This window comes from Blastococcus sp. Marseille-P5729, from assembly GCF_900292035.1.
Taxonomy (GTDB): Bacteria; Actinomycetota; Actinomycetes; order Mycobacteriales; family Antricoccaceae; genus Cumulibacter.
Window position 1 is genome coordinate 739,416 of sequence record NZ_OMPO01000002.1, and the last position, 20,464, is coordinate 759,879.

At 67.6% G+C, this 20,464-nt stretch carries 20 protein-coding genes, 1 tRNA gene and 1 pseudogene; 8 read left to right on the forward strand and 14 right to left on the reverse strand.

The window, feature by feature from the left end; translation table 11 throughout:
- Positions 1-9: 9 nt before the first annotated feature.
- Complete coding sequence (locus tag DAA40_RS12070) at positions 10-951, reverse strand: LLM class F420-dependent oxidoreductase (RefSeq protein ID WP_106849944.1); 942 nt, start codon at positions 949-951, stop codon at positions 10-12.
- Positions 952-976: 25 nt separating this feature from the next.
- The gene (locus DAA40_RS12075; RefSeq protein WP_106849945.1) at positions 977-2,104 is read right to left on the reverse strand and encodes an acyl-CoA dehydrogenase family protein; all 1,128 of its coding nucleotides are present in this window, start codon (positions 2,102-2,104) and stop codon (positions 977-979) included.
- An 88-nt stretch (positions 2,105-2,192) separates the two neighbouring features.
- Here DAA40_RS12075 and DAA40_RS12080 point away from each other — a divergent pair, with 88 nt between their 5' ends.
- Positions 2,193-3,149 carry a cyclase family protein gene (locus DAA40_RS12080; RefSeq protein ID WP_106849946.1) on the forward strand — a complete coding sequence of 319 codons (957 nt, stop codon included), beginning with the start codon at positions 2,193-2,195 and terminating at the stop codon, positions 3,147-3,149.
- 4 nt (positions 3,150-3,153) lie between these two features.
- On the opposite strand, the gene DAA40_RS12085 is transcribed toward DAA40_RS12080, so the two are convergent.
- The gene (locus DAA40_RS12085; RefSeq protein WP_199849725.1) at positions 3,154-5,871 is read right to left on the reverse strand and encodes an ExeM/NucH family extracellular endonuclease; all 2,718 of its coding nucleotides are present in this window, start codon (positions 5,869-5,871) and stop codon (positions 3,154-3,156) included.
- Between the two features lie 232 nt (positions 5,872-6,103).
- Here DAA40_RS12085 and DAA40_RS12090 point away from each other — a divergent pair, with 232 nt between their 5' ends.
- Positions 6,104-6,916: an SDR family oxidoreductase gene (locus tag DAA40_RS12090; protein WP_106850154.1), complete on the forward strand. Its 813-nt coding sequence runs from the start codon at positions 6,104-6,106 to the stop codon at positions 6,914-6,916.
- Between the two features lie 16 nt (positions 6,917-6,932).
- On the opposite strand, the gene DAA40_RS12095 is transcribed toward DAA40_RS12090, so the two are convergent.
- Both DAA40_RS12095 and DAA40_RS12100 read right to left on the reverse strand, forming a co-directional pair.
- Positions 6,933-7,559 carry a response regulator transcription factor gene (locus DAA40_RS12095; RefSeq protein ID WP_106849947.1) on the reverse strand — a complete coding sequence of 209 codons (627 nt, stop codon included), beginning with the start codon at positions 7,557-7,559 and terminating at the stop codon, positions 6,933-6,935.
- Positions 7,556-8,800: a sensor histidine kinase gene (locus tag DAA40_RS12100; RefSeq protein WP_106849948.1), complete on the reverse strand. Its 1,245-nt coding sequence runs from the start codon at positions 8,798-8,800 to the stop codon at positions 7,556-7,558. Before DAA40_RS12100 ends, DAA40_RS12095 begins: the two co-directional genes overlap by 4 nt.
- A gap of 184 nt (positions 8,801-8,984) precedes the next feature.
- Here DAA40_RS12100 and DAA40_RS12105 point away from each other — a divergent pair.
- Together DAA40_RS12105 and DAA40_RS12110 are read left to right on the forward strand one after the other, a co-directional pair.
- Positions 8,985-9,057 (forward strand) — tRNA-Thr (locus tag DAA40_RS12105).
- Between the two features lie 399 nt (positions 9,058-9,456).
- Positions 9,457-10,716: a Fic family protein gene (locus DAA40_RS12110; RefSeq protein WP_106850155.1), complete on the forward strand. Its 1,260-nt coding sequence runs from the start codon at positions 9,457-9,459 to the stop codon at positions 10,714-10,716.
- Positions 10,717-10,741: 25 nt separating this feature from the next.
- Here the strand turns inward: DAA40_RS12110 and DAA40_RS12115 are convergent, their stop codons facing one another.
- From DAA40_RS12115 to DAA40_RS12125, 3 genes are all read right to left on the reverse strand, one after another.
- The gene (locus DAA40_RS12115) at positions 10,742-11,416 is read right to left on the reverse strand and encodes a hypothetical protein (RefSeq protein ID WP_158716407.1); all 675 of its coding nucleotides are present in this window, start codon (positions 11,414-11,416) and stop codon (positions 10,742-10,744) included.
- A gap of 193 nt (positions 11,417-11,609) precedes the next feature.
- The gene (locus DAA40_RS12120; RefSeq protein WP_106849950.1) at positions 11,610-13,232 is read right to left on the reverse strand and encodes a hypothetical protein; all 1,623 of its coding nucleotides are present in this window, start codon (positions 13,230-13,232) and stop codon (positions 11,610-11,612) included.
- A gap of 135 nt (positions 13,233-13,367) precedes the next feature.
- Positions 13,368-14,150 carry an enoyl-CoA hydratase-related protein gene (locus tag DAA40_RS12125; protein ID WP_106849951.1) on the reverse strand — a complete coding sequence of 261 codons (783 nt, stop codon included), beginning with the start codon at positions 14,148-14,150 and terminating at the stop codon, positions 13,368-13,370.
- A 184-nt stretch (positions 14,151-14,334) separates the two neighbouring features.
- Between DAA40_RS12125 and DAA40_RS12130 the strand changes: the two genes are divergently transcribed.
- Positions 14,335-14,523, forward strand: a complete 189-nt coding sequence (locus DAA40_RS12130) for a hypothetical protein (protein ID WP_106849952.1) — start codon at positions 14,335-14,337, stop codon at positions 14,521-14,523.
- Between the two features lie 47 nt (positions 14,524-14,570).
- Here the strand turns inward: DAA40_RS12130 and arsM are convergent, their stop codons facing one another.
- The 5 genes and pseudogenes from arsM to DAA40_RS12150 all read right to left on the reverse strand — a co-directional run bounded on the left by arsM (position 14,571) and on the right by DAA40_RS12150 (position 18,265).
- On the reverse strand, positions 14,571-15,308 hold the full coding sequence (gene arsM, locus DAA40_RS12135) for an arsenite methyltransferase (protein ID WP_234356371.1): 738 nt from the start codon (positions 15,306-15,308) through the stop codon (positions 14,571-14,573).
- Positions 15,294-15,686 (reverse strand): annotated as a pseudogene (locus DAA40_RS16740) (arsenate reductase ArsC); the annotation flags it as partial. The gene arsM and the pseudogene DAA40_RS16740, both read right to left, overlap by 15 nt.
- Before the next feature lie 64 nt (positions 15,687-15,750).
- Positions 15,751-16,797 carry a three-helix bundle dimerization domain-containing protein gene (locus DAA40_RS12140; protein ID WP_234356355.1) on the reverse strand — a complete coding sequence of 349 codons (1,047 nt, stop codon included), beginning with the start codon at positions 16,795-16,797 and terminating at the stop codon, positions 15,751-15,753.
- Entirely contained in the window at positions 16,794-17,915 is a 1,122-nt protein-coding gene (arsB, locus tag DAA40_RS12145) for an ACR3 family arsenite efflux transporter (RefSeq protein ID WP_255413587.1), read from the reverse strand. Before arsB ends, DAA40_RS12140 begins: the two co-directional genes overlap by 4 nt.
- Positions 17,912-18,265 (reverse strand): metalloregulator ArsR/SmtB family transcription factor, encoded by a 354-nt coding sequence (locus DAA40_RS12150; protein ID WP_106849954.1) that lies wholly within the window; start codon positions 18,263-18,265, stop codon positions 17,912-17,914. Before DAA40_RS12150 ends, arsB begins: the two co-directional genes overlap by 4 nt.
- A 158-nt stretch (positions 18,266-18,423) precedes the next feature.
- On the opposite strand from DAA40_RS12150, the gene DAA40_RS12155 reads away from it, so the two are divergent.
- On the forward strand, positions 18,424-18,984 hold the full coding sequence (locus DAA40_RS12155; protein ID WP_106849955.1) for a hypothetical protein: 561 nt from the start codon (positions 18,424-18,426) through the stop codon (positions 18,982-18,984).
- An 83-nt stretch (positions 18,985-19,067) separates the two neighbouring features.
- Here the strand turns inward: DAA40_RS12155 and DAA40_RS12160 are convergent, their stop codons facing one another.
- Positions 19,068-19,616, reverse strand: coding sequence for a hypothetical protein (locus tag DAA40_RS12160; protein ID WP_158716408.1), 549 nt, complete (start codon positions 19,614-19,616; stop codon positions 19,068-19,070).
- A gap of 118 nt (positions 19,617-19,734) precedes the next feature.
- Between DAA40_RS12160 and DAA40_RS16475 the strand changes: the two genes are divergently transcribed.
- Together DAA40_RS16475 and DAA40_RS16480 are read left to right on the forward strand one after the other, a co-directional pair.
- Complete coding sequence (locus DAA40_RS16475) at positions 19,735-20,151, forward strand: transglutaminase family protein (RefSeq protein ID WP_199849726.1); 417 nt, start codon at positions 19,735-19,737, stop codon at positions 20,149-20,151.
- Positions 20,112-20,426, forward strand: a complete 315-nt coding sequence (locus DAA40_RS16480) for a hypothetical protein (protein ID WP_199849727.1) — start codon at positions 20,112-20,114, stop codon at positions 20,424-20,426. Before DAA40_RS16475 ends, DAA40_RS16480 begins: the two co-directional genes overlap by 40 nt.
- The last annotated feature ends 38 nt before the right edge of the window (positions 20,427-20,464 follow it).

The following is a 20,464-nucleotide window of genomic DNA, read 5'->3' on the forward strand; positions in this document are numbered from 1 at the left end:
TCGCAGACTTTACTTAGCAGGGTTAACTACCTGCACTACATCAGACGCGATGAGAGCCAGATGGTCAAGGTCCGACAGATCCAGGATCTGCAGGTACAGCCGCTGCGCGCCGATCTCCTGGATCCGGCCGATCTTGTCGATCACCTCGGACGGCGTGCCCGCCAGGCCGTTCTCGCGCAGCTCGTCGACCTCGCGCCCGATCGCCGCGGCCCGGCGGGCGATCTCCGCCTCGTCGCGACCCACGCAGGCGACCATCCCGGCCGACAGGGTGATCGAGGACCGGTCCCGCCCGATTGCGTCGCACGCCGCGCCGACGCGGTCGAACTGGGTCTTGATGTCGTCGATCGGTGCGAACACGCGGTTGAACTCCGCGGCGTACTGCGCGGCCAGTCGCGGCGTCCGCTTCGGCCCGCCGCCGCCGACGATCAGCGGTACGCCGCCGTCTTGCACAGGCCTCGGCAGCGCCGGCGAGTCGGTGAGCGTGAAGTGGTCGCCGTCGTACGAGAAGCGACCGCCCTCCGGCGTCCCCCACAGACCGGTCAGGATCGCCAGCTGCTCCTCGAGGATCTCGAAGCGCTCGCCGAGCGCCGGGAACGGGATGCCGTAGGCCTGGTGCTCTGCCTCGTACCAGCCCGTGCCAAGGCCCAGCTCGAGCCGCCCACCAGACATCTGGTCGATCTGCGCGGCGCTGATGGCGAGGACGCCGGGGTATCGGAAGGTCGCCGAGCACACGAGCGTGCCGAGACGGATCCGCGACGTCTCGCGGGCGAGGGCGGCGAGGGTGATCAGCGCATCGGTCGGGCCGGGCCGCCCGTCGGTGTCGCCCATCGCGAGGTAGTGGTCGGAGCGGAAGAAGGCGTCGAAGCCGAGGTCCTCGGTGGCGCGTGCGACCGCGAGCAGATCGTCGTAGGTCGCACCCTGCTGAGGCTCGGTGAAGATCCGGAAGTCCATGCGCCCATGCTATTGGCGCATGGGTCTACCGGCGGATCTGGGACTGGTCGATGACGTACTCGCCCCACTTGAGGGCGCTGACCAGGGAGGTTCCGTGGCCGGTGGCCAGCATCTGCAGGTCGTTGCGCAGCCGGATCACCTCACTGCCGTCCACGAGCCCTTCGGCCGCGCACAGTTCGACGGCCTCGTTGCAGACCTTGGAGCACACGTCCGTCGCGTGCGACTTGGCACCGGCCGCGAGTGCCTCGACGCCGGGCTGCTGCATGTCGATGAACTTCAGCGCGTGGTAGGCGAATACCCGGGCGGCCTCGACCGAAGCGCTCATACGGCCGATCTCGGCGCGGATGACGTCGGTCTCGGTCACCACAGTGCCACGGATCCGCCTGGTCGAGAGCTGCTTGACTGCGGAGTGGATGGCGCGCTGTGCGACCGACGTGGCCTGGATGGCGGTGAGCGCGCGGTCGGTGGCGACCATCAGCGCGATCGCGTCGTCGTCGATGTCGCGCAGGATGTCGTCCTCGGCGATCGGGGTGTTCATGAACTGCAGCAGCCCGAAGGTCAAAAAGCGCAGCCCGGACGTCGGGATCTGCTGGCGGCGTACCGACTCGTGGTTCAGGTCCGCCACCACGCGTATCGGCTCACCCTCGGGCCCTTTGGCCAGCACGATCGCGACATCGGCGGTCATCGTGTGCACGGCCCATAGCTTCTGGCCGGTGAGCGCGTACCCGTCGTCCCTCGTCTCGACCCGCGTGTGCAGGTGCTCGAGGTCGGAGCCACCGGAAGGCTCGGTGACCGCGATGGTGCCGATGGCCTTGCCCTCGAGCAGCGGGCCGAGCCACTTCTCCTTCAGGGACGACGATCCCGCCAGCGCGATCTCTCGCTGCACGTTGTGGTTGGACAGGTAGGGCGCGGCCTCGGCAACGCCCTCCAGCAAGGCACCGAACTCCTCACCGGACATCTCCGAGCCCCCATCGGCCTTGGCGACCAGGCCCCCGAGGTAACCGGTAGGCGCCAGCGAGGCGAAGATGCTGTGCAGCTCGTCGGCAGGTATGGGCTTGGACAGGTCCGCAGCGTGGAATGCCGACTTGGCGAGCGCCGCACCGACGGCATGAAGCTCGGCGAGATGAGGGTCTGCGAAGTACTGCGTGTCCATGTCGATCCCAACCTGGAGAAGAAGGCTTCACCTCGCAGTATTCCATCGTCGGTTCCCGGCGGGCGCCCGCGGCGGGTAAGTTGCCCGCATGAGCGAGCTTCCGAAGTATGACGACCTGCCCGAGGGCCCGCACGGCGGCCGGTTGGCCTGGCACCTGTTCGGCGAGGACGACGACCTGGGCTTGGTGAACCTGCTGACTCCCGAGCGCGTGTCCGAGGCGACCAAGCTGGTACGCCGCGGCGTGTCCTTCCCGCTGGATCACGCGCACGCCTACTACGACCCGGCCCCGAACATCAAGCGCGGCAACCCGACCCACAACCTGTTGGTGGCGCGCGAAGGGCTGTCGCTCGACGACTACTACGACGACTTCTTCCCGCAGGGCGGCAGCCAATGGGACTCGCTCGCCCACGTGGGCTATGCGCCCGGCCTGTACTACAACGGCACCACGCTCGAGCAGGTCAAGGCCGGCGAGCGGAACACGATCATCGGGTGGGCGCGCCACGGCATCGCCGGTCGTGCCGTCGTCTTGGACATCCCCGCGACCATGCAGCGGCTCGGGCGCGACTACGACCCGGGCACCGATAGCAGGCTCACTGTCGACGACCTACGCGCCGCCGCCGAGCATTCCGGCATCGAGCATCGCCCCGGGGACCTCGTCGTTCTCTACACCGGCTTCGAGCAGTGGTACGCCGGGACCGGCCGCGACATCCGCGAGGGCCTGCCGCACGACCTCGCCTCACCCGGCATCGAGGCCACCGAGGAGATGGCCCGGTACCTGTGGGACATCCACTGCACGGCGATCGTGTCCGACAACTACTCCGTCGAGGCCTGGCCGGCGACCTTCGAGGACGGCACCGCGCCCTTCGGCTTCCTGCACCAGATGCTCATCGGCAGCTTCGGCATGGCCCTCGGCGAGCTGTGGCACCTCTCGGACCTCGTCGAGGACTGCCGCGAGACCGGAGTCTACGAGGGCATGCTGGTCAGCACCCCGATGATGGCGCCGAAGGGCATCGGATCCACCGCGAACGCCGTCGTCCTGAAGTAGCCGGTCAGCTCGCCCGGCGACGTCCGGCAGCGACGGCCGCGGCGCCCGCGGTGATCAGCAGAGCGGACAGCAGCCCCATCGGCGCGGCGTCCACGCCGGTCGCGGCGAGTGCCGGGGCGCCCGGCTTCTTGCCGCCGCCGGGCTTCGGTCCGCCGGCCGGCGGGTGGCTCCCGCCGGGCTGATCCGTGCCTGCCTGGTTGCTGCCGGGCTGGCTGACCCCGGGCTGCTGATCGTCGTCGCCCGGATCGCCATCGCCCGGGTCCGCGGGATCCGGCTCCGGCGTGGCGCGGATTCCCGCGATGGCCGGATCGTGATCCGAGGAGGCGAACGGCGAGGTCGTGTAGAAGTCGGTGATGTTGTAGTTGCGGCGCGAGTACTGCATCGCGACCGATTCGTCACCGTTGATGTCCCACACCGCGGCGCCGGTGACCAGCTCGAGCGCCTTGGCGTTGGCGAAGATGTGGTCGAGCGAGCCGAGCCGGCCGCTGAACTGGTAGGTGGCGGACGTGGGCTCGAAGAGCTTCTCGACGCCCGTGTAGCCGGCGCCTTCGATGATCTGGACCGGGGTCTCCTTGCTGTAGGCGTTGAAGTCGCCGAGCAGGAAGACCGCCTCGTCGGCGTACGCCGTGTTCGCCCAGGTCGTCAGCGCGGTGGCCTGCGCCTCGCGAGAGGGGTTGGCCAGACCCTGGCCCGTGCCGTCGTCCTCGCCGGAGCCCTTGGACTTGAAGTGGTTCGCGATCGCGACGAAGGACGTCGTGCTGTCGTTCACGGTGAACTTCTGGGCCAGCGGGTAGCGGGCGTTCGCGAAGGCACCGTCGAGCAGGATCTCCGACGGGCCGTCGAGCGAGACGACGTCGGGGTTGTAGATGAAGGCGGTGCGGATGACATCCTCGTTCGGCGGCAGGACGACGGGCGAGGGGGCGTAGGCCCAGTTGCCGCCGGCGGCGTTGAGCGCGGCGACCAGCTCGGCGAGCGCCTTGTCGCGGTCCTGGCCGGGGAGGTAGGTGATACCCGCGGAGTTCTCGACCTCCATGAGGGCGACGATCTCGGCGCCGGAGCTGTTGATCGCGTTGACGATCTTCGCCTGCTGGTCGGCGAAGGCCTCCGGGGTGTAGGCGCCGCGGACCTGGCAGTCGCGCGCGCCCACCGGGTTGCCCTCGCGGTCGTCGTAGGAACGGCAGCCTGCCTCGTCCTGGCCGAGGTCGGTGAAGTAGTTCAGCACGTTGAAGGCGGCCATCTGCAGGTCGCCGCCGACGGACGGCACGGTCGCCTCACGGTCGTTCTCGCTGGTGATCGGGATGTCGACGTCGTCGCTGCCGACGACCTGCCCGACCGGCTGGTAGTTCCACTGGAAGCGGTAGTCGAGGATCACCGGCGAGACGAAGGTGACCTGCGAGCCGGTGCGCATCGGCGTCTCCTGGCTCAGGTACGGCAGCGGGGTCGACTGCGCGGTCTGGTTGGTGAGGTAGTTCCAGCTGGATCCGTCGTCCAGCGTGATGTACTTCGCCAGGTTCGCCGCCTCGTACGCCGCGGCCTCGGGCCCGGGAGCGACCACGTCGGTGGCTTGGTAGAGCGGCTGGTCGCCGTACGCCAAGCCGATCTGCCCGTACTGGCTGAGCTGGTAGTTGTTCGTGATCGTGTAGCTGCCGATCGGGTGGACCAGCATGCCCTCGTACTGCTCCTTCTCGGCGTCCGTCGCAGGCAGGGTCTCGAGCTCGACCGCCTTCGCCGGCGCGCAGTCGCTCGCGGGCGCGATCGTCGGCGAGCTGAGCTGGGTGAGCCCGTAGTACTCGCCCGCCGTGCCGGTCACGGTCAGGCAGGCGCCGACCGTCGCCGGCTCGGCGCCGCTGCCGAGGTAGACGAAGATGCCGTCGGAGGCACCGGGGGTGCTGTCCTCGACGCCGCCCGAGCCGGGAGTCTGCAGATAGAAGCCGTTGAACCCGCCGGTCGGGTAGCTGGCGGTCACCACGCCGATGGTGGTGACGCGCTGCCCGTTCATCGGGGTCTCCGCGCCGGCGCCCTGGATCTCGGCGATCGACACCACGGTCGGGTCCGGCTCGGGCTCTGGATCCGGGTCGGGATCGGGGGTGGTGCCGGTGTTGGCTGCGCCCGGGGTCGGGGTCTCCAGGAAGGTGAAGTCGGTCGCGTTGTCATCGGTGTCGACAGCGGTGGTGCGGCCGAGCGAGCCGGGTGTGGAGTTGCTTCCTGTGTAGGTCGCGGCCGTTCCTTCCGGCGAGTTCGAACCGCCGTAGCCGAGCTTGTCGACGACGAGCTCGGGCTGCGTGGCGGGGTTGATCGCCGTGGTGGTGCTCGCGAGGAAGACGGTTCCGGTGGTGCCTGAGGGGTTCACTCCGCTGGTCTGGTCGGGCTCCGGCAGGGGCGCGCCTGTGGTGCCGTTGCTGCCGAGCTGGATCACGTAGTAGCCGCCGGGCTCGATGGTGCCGGTGAGCGCAACGACGCCGCTGGCGTTCCCGGTGCCGGTCGCCGAGCGGTACTGGATCGACATGCCGTTGAGGTCGATGGCCGTGCCGGTGGGGTTGTGCAGCTCCACGAACTTGTTCGTGTACGGCTGGTTAGCACTGCCGCCGCGAGCGTAGAGCTCGTTGATGATCACCCCGTCGCTCACCGCGGCGGCTGGCAGCTGCGTCATCAGCGTGGCTGCGAGCGCGGTCGCGATGACGAGGATGAAGTTGCGGACGGCGGTGCGGAGGGACGTCGGCATCGAGGACCTCATTGGCTGGTAGCGGAGAACCCACCGGTGCTGGGGGGCGGACGACGCTGTCGTCGTGGCTCCGACGACGTTAACGCCGTCCACACACTCACGGGAACCAGGTGAGCGCACCGTTGCGCAGGTGTTCACGGGAGGGTCACCGACCGATAACCCTGTGCGACGATCACGTCAGCGCGGCCGCTCCGTGCTCGCTAACGATCACATCGCGAAGGGAATCGATCAGGTGGATATTCAGGGCAAGGTCGCAGTCGTCACCGGGGCCGCCGGCGGGATCGGAGAGGCGCTCGCGCACGAGCTGCTCGCCGAAGGCGCGAAGGTCACGGTCGTCGATCTCGACCAGAAGCGGGTGGACGCCGCGGTCGCGAAGCTGGCCGAGAAGTACGCCGGCTCGGTGATCGGCATGGCCGGGGATGTCAGCAGCAACGACGTCATCCGCGGGATCATCGAGCGCACCGAGAGCGAGCTCGGCGAGATCGAGATGTACTTCGCCAATGCCGGCATCATCGGCCCGCACGGAATTGGCGACTCAGACGACGACTGGGACCAGATCATCGACGTCAACGTGCTCGCGCACGTGCGCGCCGCGCGGATGCTGGTACCGGCATGGGTCGAGCGGGGCTCGGGCTACTTCATCTCCACAGCGTCCGCTGCGGGCCTGCTCAGCCAGATCGGCGCGGCGGCGTACTCGACGACGAAGTCGGCCGCGGTCGCGTTCTCGGAGTGGCTGGCGATCACGTACGCCAAGGACGGCATCAAGGTCAGCTGCCTGTGCCCGATGGGTGTCAACACCGACATGCTGAACACCGGCCTGGAGTCGACCGACGAGGCCGACTCGCTCGGAGCGCGCGTGGTGCAGAGTGCCGGTGGTGTTCTGGAGCCCTCGGACGTCGCGAAGACCGTGCTGCAGGCGGTGCGCGACGAGGTGTTCCTGGTCCTGCCGCACGAGGAGGTCCGCGAGTACATGCGCCGCAAGGGTTCGGACCACGACCGGTGGCTGCGCGGCATGGCCCGCCTGCAGGAGCGACAGAGCCGGTAGGCACCGGCTCATGCCGTCAGCGGAGCAGGCCGAGGTCGCGGGCGCGGGCTAGCGCGGCGGTGCGGCTGGAGACGTCGAGCTTGCCGTAGATGTGGGCGAGGTGGCTCTTGACGGTCGGCTTGCTCAGGTAGAGGCGTTGGCTGATCTGGTCGTTGGTCAGGCCCTCGGCGACCAGCGCGAGCACGTCATGCTCTCGTGGGGTCAGCGCCACCTCGGGGCGTCGGCGGCGTTCTTGCAGCCGGTTGGCAACGACCGGAGCGAGTACCGTGCGCCCCGCCGCGGCGTCCTGCACGGCGCTGATCAGATCCGCGGGTGGCGCATCCTTGAGCAGGTAGCCGCTCGCCCCGGCCTCGATCGCCTCCAGGATGTCGACGTCGTTGTCGTAGTTGGTCAGCACCAGCACCGCGGGCGCGTCCTCGCGGCGGCGTACGGCGCGGGTGGCCTCGGCGCCGGACATCCCGGCGCCAAAACGAAGGTCCATGGTGACGACGTCGATGCCGTCTGCCTGGGCGTCCACTCGGGCGACGGCGTCCTCGGCGCGGCCCACCTCGCCGACGATCTCGATCGACGGCTCGCCCTCGAACACCGCGCGGAGGCCAGTCCGCACGATCGGGTGGTCGTCTGCGATGAGCACGCGGATCATGTGGCTTCTCCGGGTTGTGCTGGTGTGGTGGGGATCTGGGCGCTGACGAGCGTTCCCTCGCCAGGTTCACCGACGACTGCGACATACCCGCCGAGCTCGGCGGCTCGGGCACGCATGCCGCTGATGCCGAAGGAGTTCGAGTCGGCCGGCGACCCGTTGATGACCTGCTCGCTGTCGAATCCGCGGCCGTCATCGCTCACTTCAAGACTGACCTGATGGTCCTCGTACTCGAGCCGGACGTCGACCGCGCTCGCCTGGGCGTGCTTCTCGACGTTCGTGAGCGCTTCCTGGGCGATCCGCAGCACGGTCGCCTCGGTGGCGGTGGGGAGATTGCGGGCCGCGCCGTCGACTCGCATGGTGACCTGCATGGCGGTTCTCGCGGCGGCCTCGGTCGCGACCCGCTCGATGGCGGTGGTCAGCGACCGGCCGGCCAGCGGTGCGGGCGTGAGGTCCTTGATAAACGCGCGGGTGTCGGCGAGGGCGGTGGACGCCGCGTCGCGCGCCTCCTGAAGGTGGGTGGCTCGCACCTCATCCTCGGGCGCGCGCTCAGCCGCGTGCAGCAGCAGCTGGATGCTCGACAAGTGCTGGGCAACCGTGTCGTGCAGCTCTCGGCCAAGGCGGGTGCGTTCGGCGTGGCGGCCGGCTTCCCGCTCCGACTCGGCCAGCCTCGTCTGCGCGGCCTCGAGCGCGGCGATCAGCTCGCCACGGGCCGACAGCTCGGTGATGATCGCGCGCAGGCCGGCCATCCCTGCGATCAGCACCGCCGCGGTCGATACCGGTCCAACGAACGCGCCGGATGACCAGCCGTGGTGCACGCTCAGGCCGAACCCGGTCAGCAAGGCGAGCCCGAAGGTGGCGGCGGGGCCGATCGACGACGGCAGCAACCACAGAGCCAGGAAGTACAAGACGAAGCCGAGATACGCAGCCTGCCGGCTCACCACGATCAGCGCCGCCCACGGAAGACACAGGGCGATCAGCCAGAGCGCGGATGCCCACCGCAGCTGGGATGCCGGTCGATAGACGAGCTCGCCGCGGCGGTGCAGCAGCACCGCGCCGACGATCCCGACCAAGATCTCGAGGACGGCGAGCGTCAAGACCATGGCCAGCGCCGGGTGGTTCGCGACGACGGTCTCCGCGACCGGCAGAGCAATCAGTAGACCGATGACAAGGACGGCCGAGACCAGGAAGCCGCGCGAGATGGGCGAGCCTTGAGTGGCTGCCATCCGCACCTTCCCCTGCATCTCACCAGGCTACGGCTCGCCCGGTGCCGCGACGTCCACCCTTCGGCCAGTTCTCGGCCCCGCCACATTCTGCCCCTGTCCACTTGGCGCGCAGTGCTGGGGCAGTCCTCATCCCTCCGACCCGGGCCTCGCCGCACCCGGCAGACGGTACGATGGGCGCTGCGCTGTACGCGGTACGGCGCAGGCCGGCCTGGCGCAATTGGCAGCGCATCTGTCTTGTAAACAGAGGGTTAGGGGTTCGAGTCCCCTGGCCGGCTCACGCCTAGACCCCCAGGTCAGGGCATAGAAACGGCCCCTCCCTAGTTCGGATAGGGAGGGGCCGTCGCTATCCTGAGCACAAGTCTTTGTCACCGCAGCCGGCATGCTCACCGCCGACCTGCTGGAGCAACCCGAGGTCGGCGCGAGTCGATCACTATCCCGCCTGACAAGGTCCCCGGCCTAGCCAGGCGGCACCCCCGCCGCCCCTCTGGCTCTCGCCTTACGCCGAGCCACCCGCACCCGACCGCGCGGCGTCAACTTCATCGGCGGCGCGCCCCCGGGGCCGGAAGTCCCTCTCGCGCGATATCTGCGCCGGGGCGCTCTCCGACCCCACGCCGCGAGACAACACTGTGGACACTCTTGTGGACAAAATGGCGCCGATAATCCATCCTTGCAGGATGGTCAAGTCGGATTGGAATACCACTCATCCGTTCATTACGTTTACCGCTCCTTACGAGCCTGAGCGTTTCAACCTGAAACTCGGCGAGGCGTTCTCTAAGTGCCAGCACCTCAGCGGTACGCCCCTCCCGCCGAAACTTGCCCAGCACCTATCTCACATCTACTTCGCTCGCGGCATCCAAGGCACAACGGCCATCGAAGGCAACACCCTTTCAGAAGCCGACGTGTCAGACGTCCTTGCTGGGAAGAAGCAACTACCTGAGTCTCGGAAGTATCAAGAGGTGGAGGTGTTAAACGTCGCCAAAGCGCTGACTGAGATTCGCGCCGAAGCGGCATCCGGCAAGCCATTCAGGCTCACTCCCAATTGGATCCGGGAGCAGAATCGCCAGGTCCTCGACGGGCTAGACGATCTTGAGGACCACGTCGTGCCAGGCGAGTACACGCGTGAACAGGTGGTCGTTGGTTCTTACCGACCTCCGAGGCCGAACTCTGTCCCTGAGCTCGTGGATCGGCTGTGCGACTGGCTGAATAGCCTCATCGAGGCATCGCAGGACAACGAAAAGAAGTCCGACGAACGCTTCCTGAACGCGTTCATGGCTGCCGCCCTGGGGCACCTGTACGTGGCTTGGATCCATCCCTTCGGGGACGGAAACGGGCGAACTGCAAGGTTGCTGGAGGCAGCCATTCTTGCTCACTCTGGCGTGGTGCCTTGGGTATCCTGCCAGTTGCTGTCGAACTTCTACAACGAAACCAGACCGAAGTACTACCGGAAGCTCGATCGTGCCTCGAAGGCACGAGAAGTCTCACAGTTCATCCTTTACTCAATCGAGGGATACGTGGACGAACTTCGCGATCAGATTTCGGTCGTGCAGGCTCAGCAGCGACATATCGCCTGGATGTCGTACGTGCACGAAGTCATGCAGAACGAGAGCGAAGGCAAGCCGAAGAAGCGGCGCAGCCGGCTGGCCCTCGCGCTGCATCCCGACACACCCACCCCCAAGGACGAAGTGCCGACTCTAGAGACGGAACTCGCGTTTCACTACGGGAGCGTCACGCCCAAGACCGTAAGCCGCGACCTGTCCGCGCTACAGCAGCTTGGTCTTGTTCGTCAACTCCCGGACGGGTGGGTGGCCAACCAGGCTGCTCTCGACGCCTTCGTGCCGTTACGAGAGAACTTCGAAACCAATGCGATCGTCGTTTCGGTGCCCGAACCGTTCGACCTTGCCACGACGGAGGATGTGGAGCCTGCGTCACTCTGACGCGGCACTAAGTCGACAGCGCCCCTTAGAGATACGTGACTCCCTCCTGGGGATCCGCGAGGGTCCAGCCGGGGTTGCGCCTCGCGATGGCTTCTAGCTGCTGCTTCGCATCTTCCGTGAGGACTGCCAACTTGTCGCGTTGGAGTCCGGCCAGCCTGAACGCTCCGAGATTCTGCACGAAGACCGATGCCCAGCGGGCGAACTCCGCATGTGCCCGGCCGTATTCATCCACTGTCTTCGGCTGCGGTTTCTCCATCATCTCGTTGAGGAGAAACAGCCCCCATCTCGCAGTTGCCCTCCACCACTCGTTGAAGCCGTCCGGTGCGCCAAGTCGATGGGTGAGGTTCTGTAGACGCCCGCGCAACTCCCGAATCATTGGCGCGATCGGCTCGCCCCATGGGTTCGCTGAGACCAACGGGGATGCCGCCATGAGGACGGCGTCCCACGCTCCGCTGATCTCGACCTGCTTCGACTGTTCGACGGCCTCGGTCGCGATCTCGTTGGCCTTTTCCGCGTGCTCGTTGGCCTTTTCCGCGTGCTCGTTGGCCTTCTTCGCGATCTCGTTGGCTTTGGAGGCTCGGCCGTTTGCAAGGATCGCCACCACGATTGCGACGAGCGCTAGGGCAACGCTCGCGCTCGCAGCAATTGCCATGACGATGTCGCTTCTCGATCCCCATGGCGCGAGTAGGTCTGGTTGCATGGGGAGAGGGTAGCCAGGACCGGGGACACATCGGTCACAAACGGCGCGGGACACGAAAGCACCGGATGAGGACGGCAGGGAACGCGGCCGATCCCAACTACAGAGAGAAAGAACGGGCGAGAACGGACAACCCGCCCCGACTTGTAAACAGAGGGTTAGGGGTTCGAGTCCCCTGGCCGGCTCCGAACAATGCTCACTGGTAGCTGATGAAGTCCGGGATCGGATCGACCTGGCTCATGGTCTGCTCCGGGGTCAACATCGGCTTGTCCTCGTCGTAGAAGTTCTTCCAGCCCCAGTAGTTGATGGACGGCGCGTTCTGGTGCAGCACGCTCCAGGTCGCCTGCTTCATTCCCTGGCCGCCCTGCCCGTCGGCGTGGATGAGCACGGCGATCTCGTCTCGACTCTGATCGACGGTATCCACGGCCGGGATCATCCCGACCTTGAACATATGCAGTACGAGCACCTTCTGCGGCAGGTTGTTCGCCTTCGTCAGATCGGCCAGCCAGGTGGCGACCTGGTTGACCTCCTCGACCGGCACACTGCCGACCTTGGTGAGGTGCTTCTCGTCGGGGCCGAGGCGCCATTCCGGGTCGAGCGCCAACCCTACGTGCGGGCGCTTCAGCAGCTCTTCGTAGAGCTTGGCCTGAGTGAGGAAGTCCGTGCGGCCCGGTTGCAGGTCGAGAATGACGTACTGCCCGTTCTGCTCGGCGAGGTCGACCAGCGGCTCGAGCTCGGCGACATCGCTCTCGGCCGAGTAGTCGCCGTCCGAGCCGGGGCCTTCGCTGGCCACCGTCGCGATGATCTCCAGCGTCGGCACGACCGCCTCGTCGGTGAGCGGCTCGTACCACGAGGCATGCTCCTGAGCGCGCGCGATCGTCTCCTCGGCCGACTGCTCCCCCAGCACACCCAGCGCTCCGGTGATCGGCGAGCCGTAGAGCGCGACGTAGGTCTTGCCCGGGAGCGCCAGCTGCCCGCCGCCCGGCAGCTCGACTCCGGTCGCGGCACTGGTCGCCTTCGCAGCCAGCCGGTCCGGGTCGCCGTACGCCGGACCGAGCCCGATGACCGTGCTCGGCTTGGCCGCGGCGAGCGCTTGCACCGTCTCGCTGGTCGCCCGCGGGTCGGGGGCGGCATTGACGAGGGTCTGGGCGCCGGCCGCCTTGGCGCTACCTAGCGCAGCCGCGTCGACGGCGGCTCCGGTCGACAGGACGACGACCGCCTCGTCGCGCTCGGGAGGGTGGGTTTGCGGGAGCTCGTCCCGGTCGCTGTCCAGGCTCTCGCCCGGGTCTGTCCCAGCTTCTGGAATCAGCAGCGCCGGCGAGGCCGGGTCGAGCGCGGCGACCCGGGCCGCCGCCTCGGCCTCGGTAACCGGGATGGGCGCGGACTCGGCTCCGATCAGCTGAGCCAGCTCGTCGTCGGCGGTGGGAACGACCACGTCGATGCCCGGGTCGCTCACGGTCCCGATCACGAGGGCGACCTCGGTCTCCAGCCGCGTCAGCTCATCCGCAGTCTGCGGACCGTCGACCAGAACCGGCACGCCCAGAGCCACCGCCGCGGACGCCGCCCTGAGCTGCTCGGACTCGCTGGCGAGCACGACGACCGGCGCGGACTCGAACAACGCGCTGCTGACTCCGTGGGCGAGATCGGCTGGCGTGGCGCCGTCGAGGACGAGCGCCGACTGTGATGGGGCCGCCGTCGTCGCGGTCAGAGCGTCCGGGTCGGGCGCGTCGTCGTCCTCCCCGTCGCATGCGGTCAGTGCCAGCACCACGACACAGATAAGCGCCACCAGCTCGCGCAGTCTCCGACTGCCGACTGACATCGCGACACCTCCTCTGGGAGGTCGTACCTCCTCCCAGAGGTCCTCAAACCCGACTCGACATTCGCGGCAGGACGGCGACGCCGAGGCCGAGCCCATCGGCGTACCCTCCCGAACTCCTCGTCAACTACGACCAGGTCACAGCTGCTGTGAGATGCCTTCGTAGTTGGGGAGGCGCTTCTCGGTGAAGGCCTGCACACCCTCGCCCATCTCACCGCCGGCGATCGACTCGCTCATCAGCTGGTCGGACTCTGCCTTCGCGGTCTCGAGGTTAGCCGTCCAGTGCGCGTACACCTGCCGCTTCATCACGGCCATCGCCTTCGGCGAGACGGTGGTGGCGACGAGCTCGGCGTACGCCAGGGCGTCGTCCAGGACGTCGTCGCTGAGGTGGTTGACCAGGCCGATGCGATGCGCCTCCTCGCCGGTGATGATGCGGCTCGACATGAGGAGGTCGAGCGCGTGGCTGGTTCCGACCAACCGCGGCAGCAGCCAGGAGATGCCGTGCTCAGCGACCAGGCCGAGCTTGGCGAATGCGGTGGTCAGCTTGGCGGCGGGCGATGCGAATCGGACATCGAACATCAGCGCCTGAACGAGACCGAGTCCGGCGCAGGCGCCGTTGATCGCGCCGATGATCGGCTTCTCGATCGTAAGTGGGAAGGTCATCGGTCGCTCGGCCTGGCCGACCTCTCCGCGCTCGTCGATGGTCTTGAGGCGGTCCATGTCGGCGCCGGCACAGAAGCCCTTGCCGGCACCTGTCACCACGATTGCCTTGACCTCGGCATCGGCCGCGGCCTCGGCAAGGGCGCCGAAGTATCCGGCCTGGATGCCGTCGTCCCAGGCGTTCAGACGTTCGGGACGGTTCAGGGTGATCAGCAGGACGGCGCCGCGGCGCTCGGTCAGGACGGGATTCTCGTCGCTCATGCGTCTACTCCTCGAGGACGTCGGACGATCGGGCTGGCTACCGCGATCATGCGCCCCACCGTACACAGCGGGCATTCGCGCGCTAGGCGCATTCTGCAGTCGTAGAACGAAGGAGAGACGATGTCTCCAGTCATCGACATTGACGGGCTCGTCAAGACGTTCGGCATCACCCGGGCGCGCCTGCGTGATCGACGATCCCGGCTTGCTCGGTGAAGTCCTGCAGGCCGCGATCGCCTATATCCCGGCGATCGCGGTGCTGGTCGGTGTGGCAGGGCTGCTCGCCGGCTGGCTCCCCCGGTGTGCCGGCCGGCGAATGAACTTGTCCCCGGATGCGCCGCGCTTGGCGCATCCGGGGACAACTGCCCGCGGGTAACTGACGAGCTCCACTCCTCCCGAGCCGTCGAGAGCCGCCCGTCGTGGTCAGGAGGCGAGAGTGGCCCGGATGATCGCCGCCTGGGCGTACTCGTGGACGTCGTGGGTCGGGGTGACCGAGATGTCGCGGAAACCGGCCTCGCTCAGGAACCGCTCGAAGTCGCCGGCGCTCAGCGCACCCGCGATGCAGCCGGTCCACTGCTGCATGTCGGCGCGGACGTCGTCCGGCATGGCCGGATCCGCGATGACGTCGCTGAAGGCGACCCGCCCACCGGGCCGCAGCACGCGCGCCGCCTCGCGAATCACGACGCGCTTGTCGGCGGCGAGGTTGATCACGCAGTTCGAGAGCGCGACGTCGACGCTGTCGTCGGGCAGCGGGATCTCCTCCAGGTAGCCCTTGAGGAACTCGACGTTCTGCACGCCCGCTCGCTCGGCGTTCGCCCGGGCCTGCTCGAGCATCTCGTCGGTCATGTCGAGGCCATAGACCTTGCCGGTCTCCCCCACGCGGCGAGCGCTGATCAGCACGTCGCCCCCGGTCCCCGAGCCCAGGTCCAGCACGGTCTCGCCCTCGGCGAGGTCGGCGACCTCGGTGGGGACGCCGCACCCGAGCGAGCCCTGCACCGTCTCGTCGGCGTCCTCCCCGTACAGCGACGCCCCGAACACCCCGTCGCGGTACAGCTCCTCGTTGCCGCCGCAGCAGCCGGACGAGATCGCCTGCGCAGCCTGCGCGTAGCGCGCCCGGACCGTCTCCCGGATGTCGTCGGACGGCGCGATCTCGGCGATCAGCTGCTCTACCCGGCTCTTGATCTCGTCCCGGATCGGCCGTACAGCGTCGATTCCCTGCCCGGCGGGGTCGTCGAGCTTCCAGTCGAGATACCGCTTGCCGGGAAACACCGGGCAGGCGTCCCCACAGCCCATGGTGATCACGACGTCCGCCGCTTCGACGCCCTCGGTGGTGAGCTTCTTGGGCACCTCGCGGCTGATGTCGATGCCTACCTCCGCCATGGCCTCGCGGACGGCGGGATTGATCTCGTCCGCCGGCGCGGACCCGGCCGACCGCACCGAGACACGGTCCCCAGCCAGGTGCTGCAGCCAGGCGGCAGCCATCTGGGAGCGGCCGGCGTTGTGCACGCAGACGAACAGCACTTCAGGACGGTTGGTCATGACAGGAAGCTCCTCGATCGGTGTGGGTGTCAGCCGCGGTGGGGTGTCAGTCGCGGTGGGGGTGTCAGTTGCGGCGCAGCTCGCCCAGCAGGCGAGTGACCCGCATCTGGATGTCGTCGGCGATCTTGCGCACCGTCTGGATGTCGGCGCCATCCGGGTCGGCCACTGGCCAGTCCTCGTACCGCTTCCCCGGCAGCACCGGACAGATGTCCCCGCAGCCCATCGTGATGACGACGTCCGACGCGCGAATGACGTCGTCGCCGAGGGGCTTCGGGTACGCATCGGGCATCGGTATGCGCCGCTCGGTGAGCACCTGGACCGCCATCGGGTTTACCTCGCCGGTGGGGTTGGACCCCGCCGACCGCACGTTGACCTTGCCGCCGGACAGGTGCTTTGCCATTGCCGCGGCGATCTGCGAACGACCGGCGTTCTGCACGCAGACGAACAGCAGCTGCGGGAACGGCTGGTGCTCCTTGCCCTCGGCCTGCGCGCGAGCGCTCAGGATCTCCCCGGCGTACCGGCCGACCAGCACAGGCAGGAACTGGGCCACGGTACACCCGGGCAGCAGCCCTGAGTGTGCCTCGCGGACGGCGCTGCGCACCTCCGGTTCGGTGAACACGCCTTCGTACCGGTCGGCGAGGTCCTCGATGAGCTTCTGGTAGCGCCCGAGGTTGCCCGCGGGCTGCCCGGTGAGCTCCAGCGCCAGCGCCGCGACCCGGTTGGCGATGTCGTCGCGGACCAGCCGCATCCGCTCCACGCCCTCGATGCCGCGCTCGCTGGGCTCGTCGGTGGACCACCGCTCGATGCTCGCCCGCATCCCCGGCGCCGCGTTGACCTTGGCGTCGTCGCCGAGGATGATGACCCGGTCGGCACGAGCGAGCAGCTCGGGGTCGATGCCCTTCGGGGTCGCCTGGCGCATGTCGGCGCCCGACTCGGTGACGACCTGCGCGGACAGCGCATTCACCTCGGTCTTCGGCGAGGTCCCCGCGGAGTGGACCTCGACCGCGTCGCCCGCGATCTGGCGCATCAGCGCCTCCGCCATCTGGGACTTGCCTGCGTTGCTTACGCAGACGAACAGCACGCTCGGGGGTGCCGCACCGTCCTGGGTCATGGCTGACCTGCCTCCGTTCGCGGGGATTCGGGCTGCTCGGCGGGGAACATCCTGCGGCGCAGCCACAGGCTCACATACACGAGGCCGACGAGGACCGGCACCTCGATCAGCGGGCCGACGACTCCGGCGAGCGCCTGACCGCTCGCGGCGCCGAAGGTGCCGATGGCGACCGCGATCGCGAGCTCGAAGTTGTTGCCGGCAGCGGTGAACGCGACCGTCGCGCTCTTCTCGTACCCCAGCCCCGCTGCCTTCGACGCCAGCAGCGAGATCGTCCACATCACGGTGAAGTAGGCCAGCAGCGGCAGAGCGATCCGGGCGACGTCGCCGGGGTTGTCGATGATCTGCCGCCCCTGCAGAGCGAACAGGATCACGATCGTGAACAGCAGGCCGTAGAGCGCGAACGGCGAGATGCGAGGCAGGAAGGTCCCCTCGTACCACTCACGGCCCTTGCGCGCCTCGAGCAGCTTGCGAGACAGATAGCCTGCCAGCAAAGGAATCCCGAGGAAGATCAGCACAGATTTCGCGATCTGCCACATCGACACGTCCAGGTCGTCCTGCGGCAGGCCCAGCCATCCCGGCAGCACGGCGAGATAGAACCAGCCGAGTACGGCGAACATCAGCACCTGGAAGATGGAGTTCAGCGCGACGAGGAAGGCGGCCGCGTTGCGATCTCCACAGGCCAGGTCGTTCCAGATAATCACCATCGCGATGCAGCGCGCGAGGCCGACGATGATCAGGCCGGTGCGGTACTCCGGCAGGTCCGGCAGCATCAGCCACGCCAAGGCGAACATCAGCGCCGGTCCGACCAGCCAGTTCAGGACCAGGCTGATGCCCATCAGACGCCGATCACTGGCGATCTCGCCCATCCGGTCGTAGCGCACCTTCGCCAGCGGCGGGTACATCATCACGAGCAGGCCGAGCGCGATCGGCAGGGAGACCCCGTCGAGCTGCACCGCGGTGATCGCGTCCGAGAAGCCGGGGATCAACCGTCCGGCGAGCAGCCCCGTGACCATCGCCAGCCCGATCCAGAGCGGCAGATAACGGTCGAGGAAGGACAGGCGGGCGCCAACGTGGGCCTCGACGGGATCGACCGCAGTCGTGTGCTCGGCGCGGGTCACGCGACCGCCTCCTTGGTTGCCAAGAGCCGGGACAGCAGGTCCGCCAGCGCCGGGACGACGCGGTAGTACACCCAGGTGCCACGCCGCTCGCTGGTGACCAGCCCGGCAGTGCGCAGGGTCTTGAGGTGGTGCGAGATGGTCGGCGCCGTGACGTCGAAGGCGCAGGTCAGATCGCACACGCAGACCTCGTCGTCCGCACTCGCGATCATGCTGAACAGCTGCAGCCGCACCGGATCGCCCAGGGCCTTGAACGCCTGGGAGAGAGTGCCCGCCTCGGACGCCGACAACGCGCGTGAGATCAGCGGCGCGCAGCACTCCACCTCGGCAAGATCAAGGCCTTGATTCAACATACGTCTAATTTAACTGTCATCGAATCAAAATTCAACGCCTCGGATACGTGTGGAGGCCGAGGCTCGCGGGTATGGCCTTCACGAGGACCACCGCAGCGTCGAACCAACGGCGGTCAGCGGGCCCCGGGACTGGCCCGGACGATCGAAAAGGCACCTAGATGAACCCGAAGGACCGCACCGACACCATCGACTGGGATCTGCTATCGCTGTACATGAACGATCACGTCAGCGGCGCGACTGCCGGCGTGGCCCGGCTGAACCACATGGCCAAGCAGTACCAGGACACCCCGCACGGCGAGAACCTGAGCCGGATCGCGCGCGAGCTGCGCGAGGAACGCGCCTTCTACCTGGAGCTGATCAGGCGGCGCGAGCTCCCCCAGCGCAGCTACCGGCAGGCTCTCGCCTGGGTCGGCGAGCGCGTCGGCCGGCTGAAGTTCAACCGCCGACCGCTGAGCACCTCGCCGATGACACCCGTGCTCGAGAGCGAACTTATGCAGAGCGCGATCGCGGGTAAGATCAGCGGCTGGCAGACCTTGACCGAGTACCACGAGGCGCTGGGGGTCGGCAGAGAGGTGTTCCAGCGGTTCATCGAGCAGGCCGAGCGTCAGATCGCCGATCTGGAGAGCATGCACGCCTGGGCTCGGCGGACCGCCTTCTACAAGGTGCAGGACGGCGAGTCCGAGACCGGCTCCCCGGCGGACCCGCGCAAGATCGACTGAACCACGCAAGATCGGCTGAGCCACCCACGGTCGTCGAGCGAGGGAGCGCCAGCGACCGACGCCGAGACGCAGCAAGGCCCGAACTAGAGGTCGATCTCCGGAAGCAGTTTCGCCAGGGCCGCGAACGCGGCGTCGTCCGACTCGAAGTCCTTGGCGTCGACGGTGGCGACGAGCTTGTCCTTGAACACCGTGCCCTGCGGGTCGATCTGCATGCAGGTGAATGCGATGTCGCCCGCGTCGACGTCCGTGATCGGCTCGTCGCAGGTCTCCTTCGAGCCGTCGGCGTACTCCTTCTGATCGATGGCGATCTCGGTCAGCATCACCCAGATCGCCGGGCCGCCCTCGGCCTCGGCCTTGAATATGCACCCAGCCTCACCCGCGGTATCGAGCGTCATGGGCTGACCCACTGCCTCGGTGACGGCGTCTGCGCTGACCCACTGGCACTCACCGTCATCGGGAGCATCGGTGTCGTCCGACTCCCCCGGATCATCGGTCTCGGTCGACTGCGAGTCACCGGTTGTGGGGTCCGAGCCCGCGGACGCCTCGTCGTCGCTTCCGCATCCTCCGAGGACGCCGACGAGTGCGCACGCAGCCACCGCGGCCGCCACCCGAAACCCACCCCTGTGCACCATGCTTCCTCCTGACGCCGAGTACCAATTCTCCTGAATCCTAAAACGTATAGGCCCCCTGGGCAATCCGCGTCGGTGATCGCTGGCTTCGGACGACCGGCCAGGGTTGCATAATGGCCGCATGAGCGAGCCGAGCACCGAGACGATCCAGACGCCGCCGCAGGCTGCCTGCACAGAATCGACCTACTTCATCGACTCCGACGACCCGGCCGTGGTCGAGTACGCCGAGAAGGTGTGCACCGACGCCGGCGCCACGACCGATCGCGAGAAGGCGGTCGCGCTTTTCTACGCCGTCCGCGACGGCTGGCGCTATGACCCCTACGACGTCTCGTACGCGAGGACCGACTACCGGGCCAGCAGCATCCTGGACTCGGCATCCAACTGGTGTGTGCCGAAGTCGATCATCCTTACCGCCCTCTGCCGCGCGGTCGGGATTCCCGCAGGGGTGGGGTTCGCGGATGTGAAGAACCACCTGCAAGCGAGAAGCTGCACGAGCAGATGGGCACCGACCTGTTCGTCTACCACGGCTACTCAGTGATGTGGATCGACGGCGCCTGGCGCAAGGCGAGCTCGGCATTCAACAAGGAGCTGTGCGAGCGGTTCGGCACCAAGGTGCTCGAGTTCAACGGTCACGATGACGCGCTGATGCACCCCTTCGACGAGTCCGGCAACCGGCACATGGAGTACGTCAACTACCGCGGCGACTACGTCGAGCTGCCGCTGGAGGACATCTTCGAGGCCTTCGACGAGGTGTACGGCGACCGCTTCAAGCAGCCGAGTACCCGCGAACGCGACGAGGCCTTCGACGGATAGCCGGCACGGCCCGAATCTCGTGAGGACGATCAGGTCCC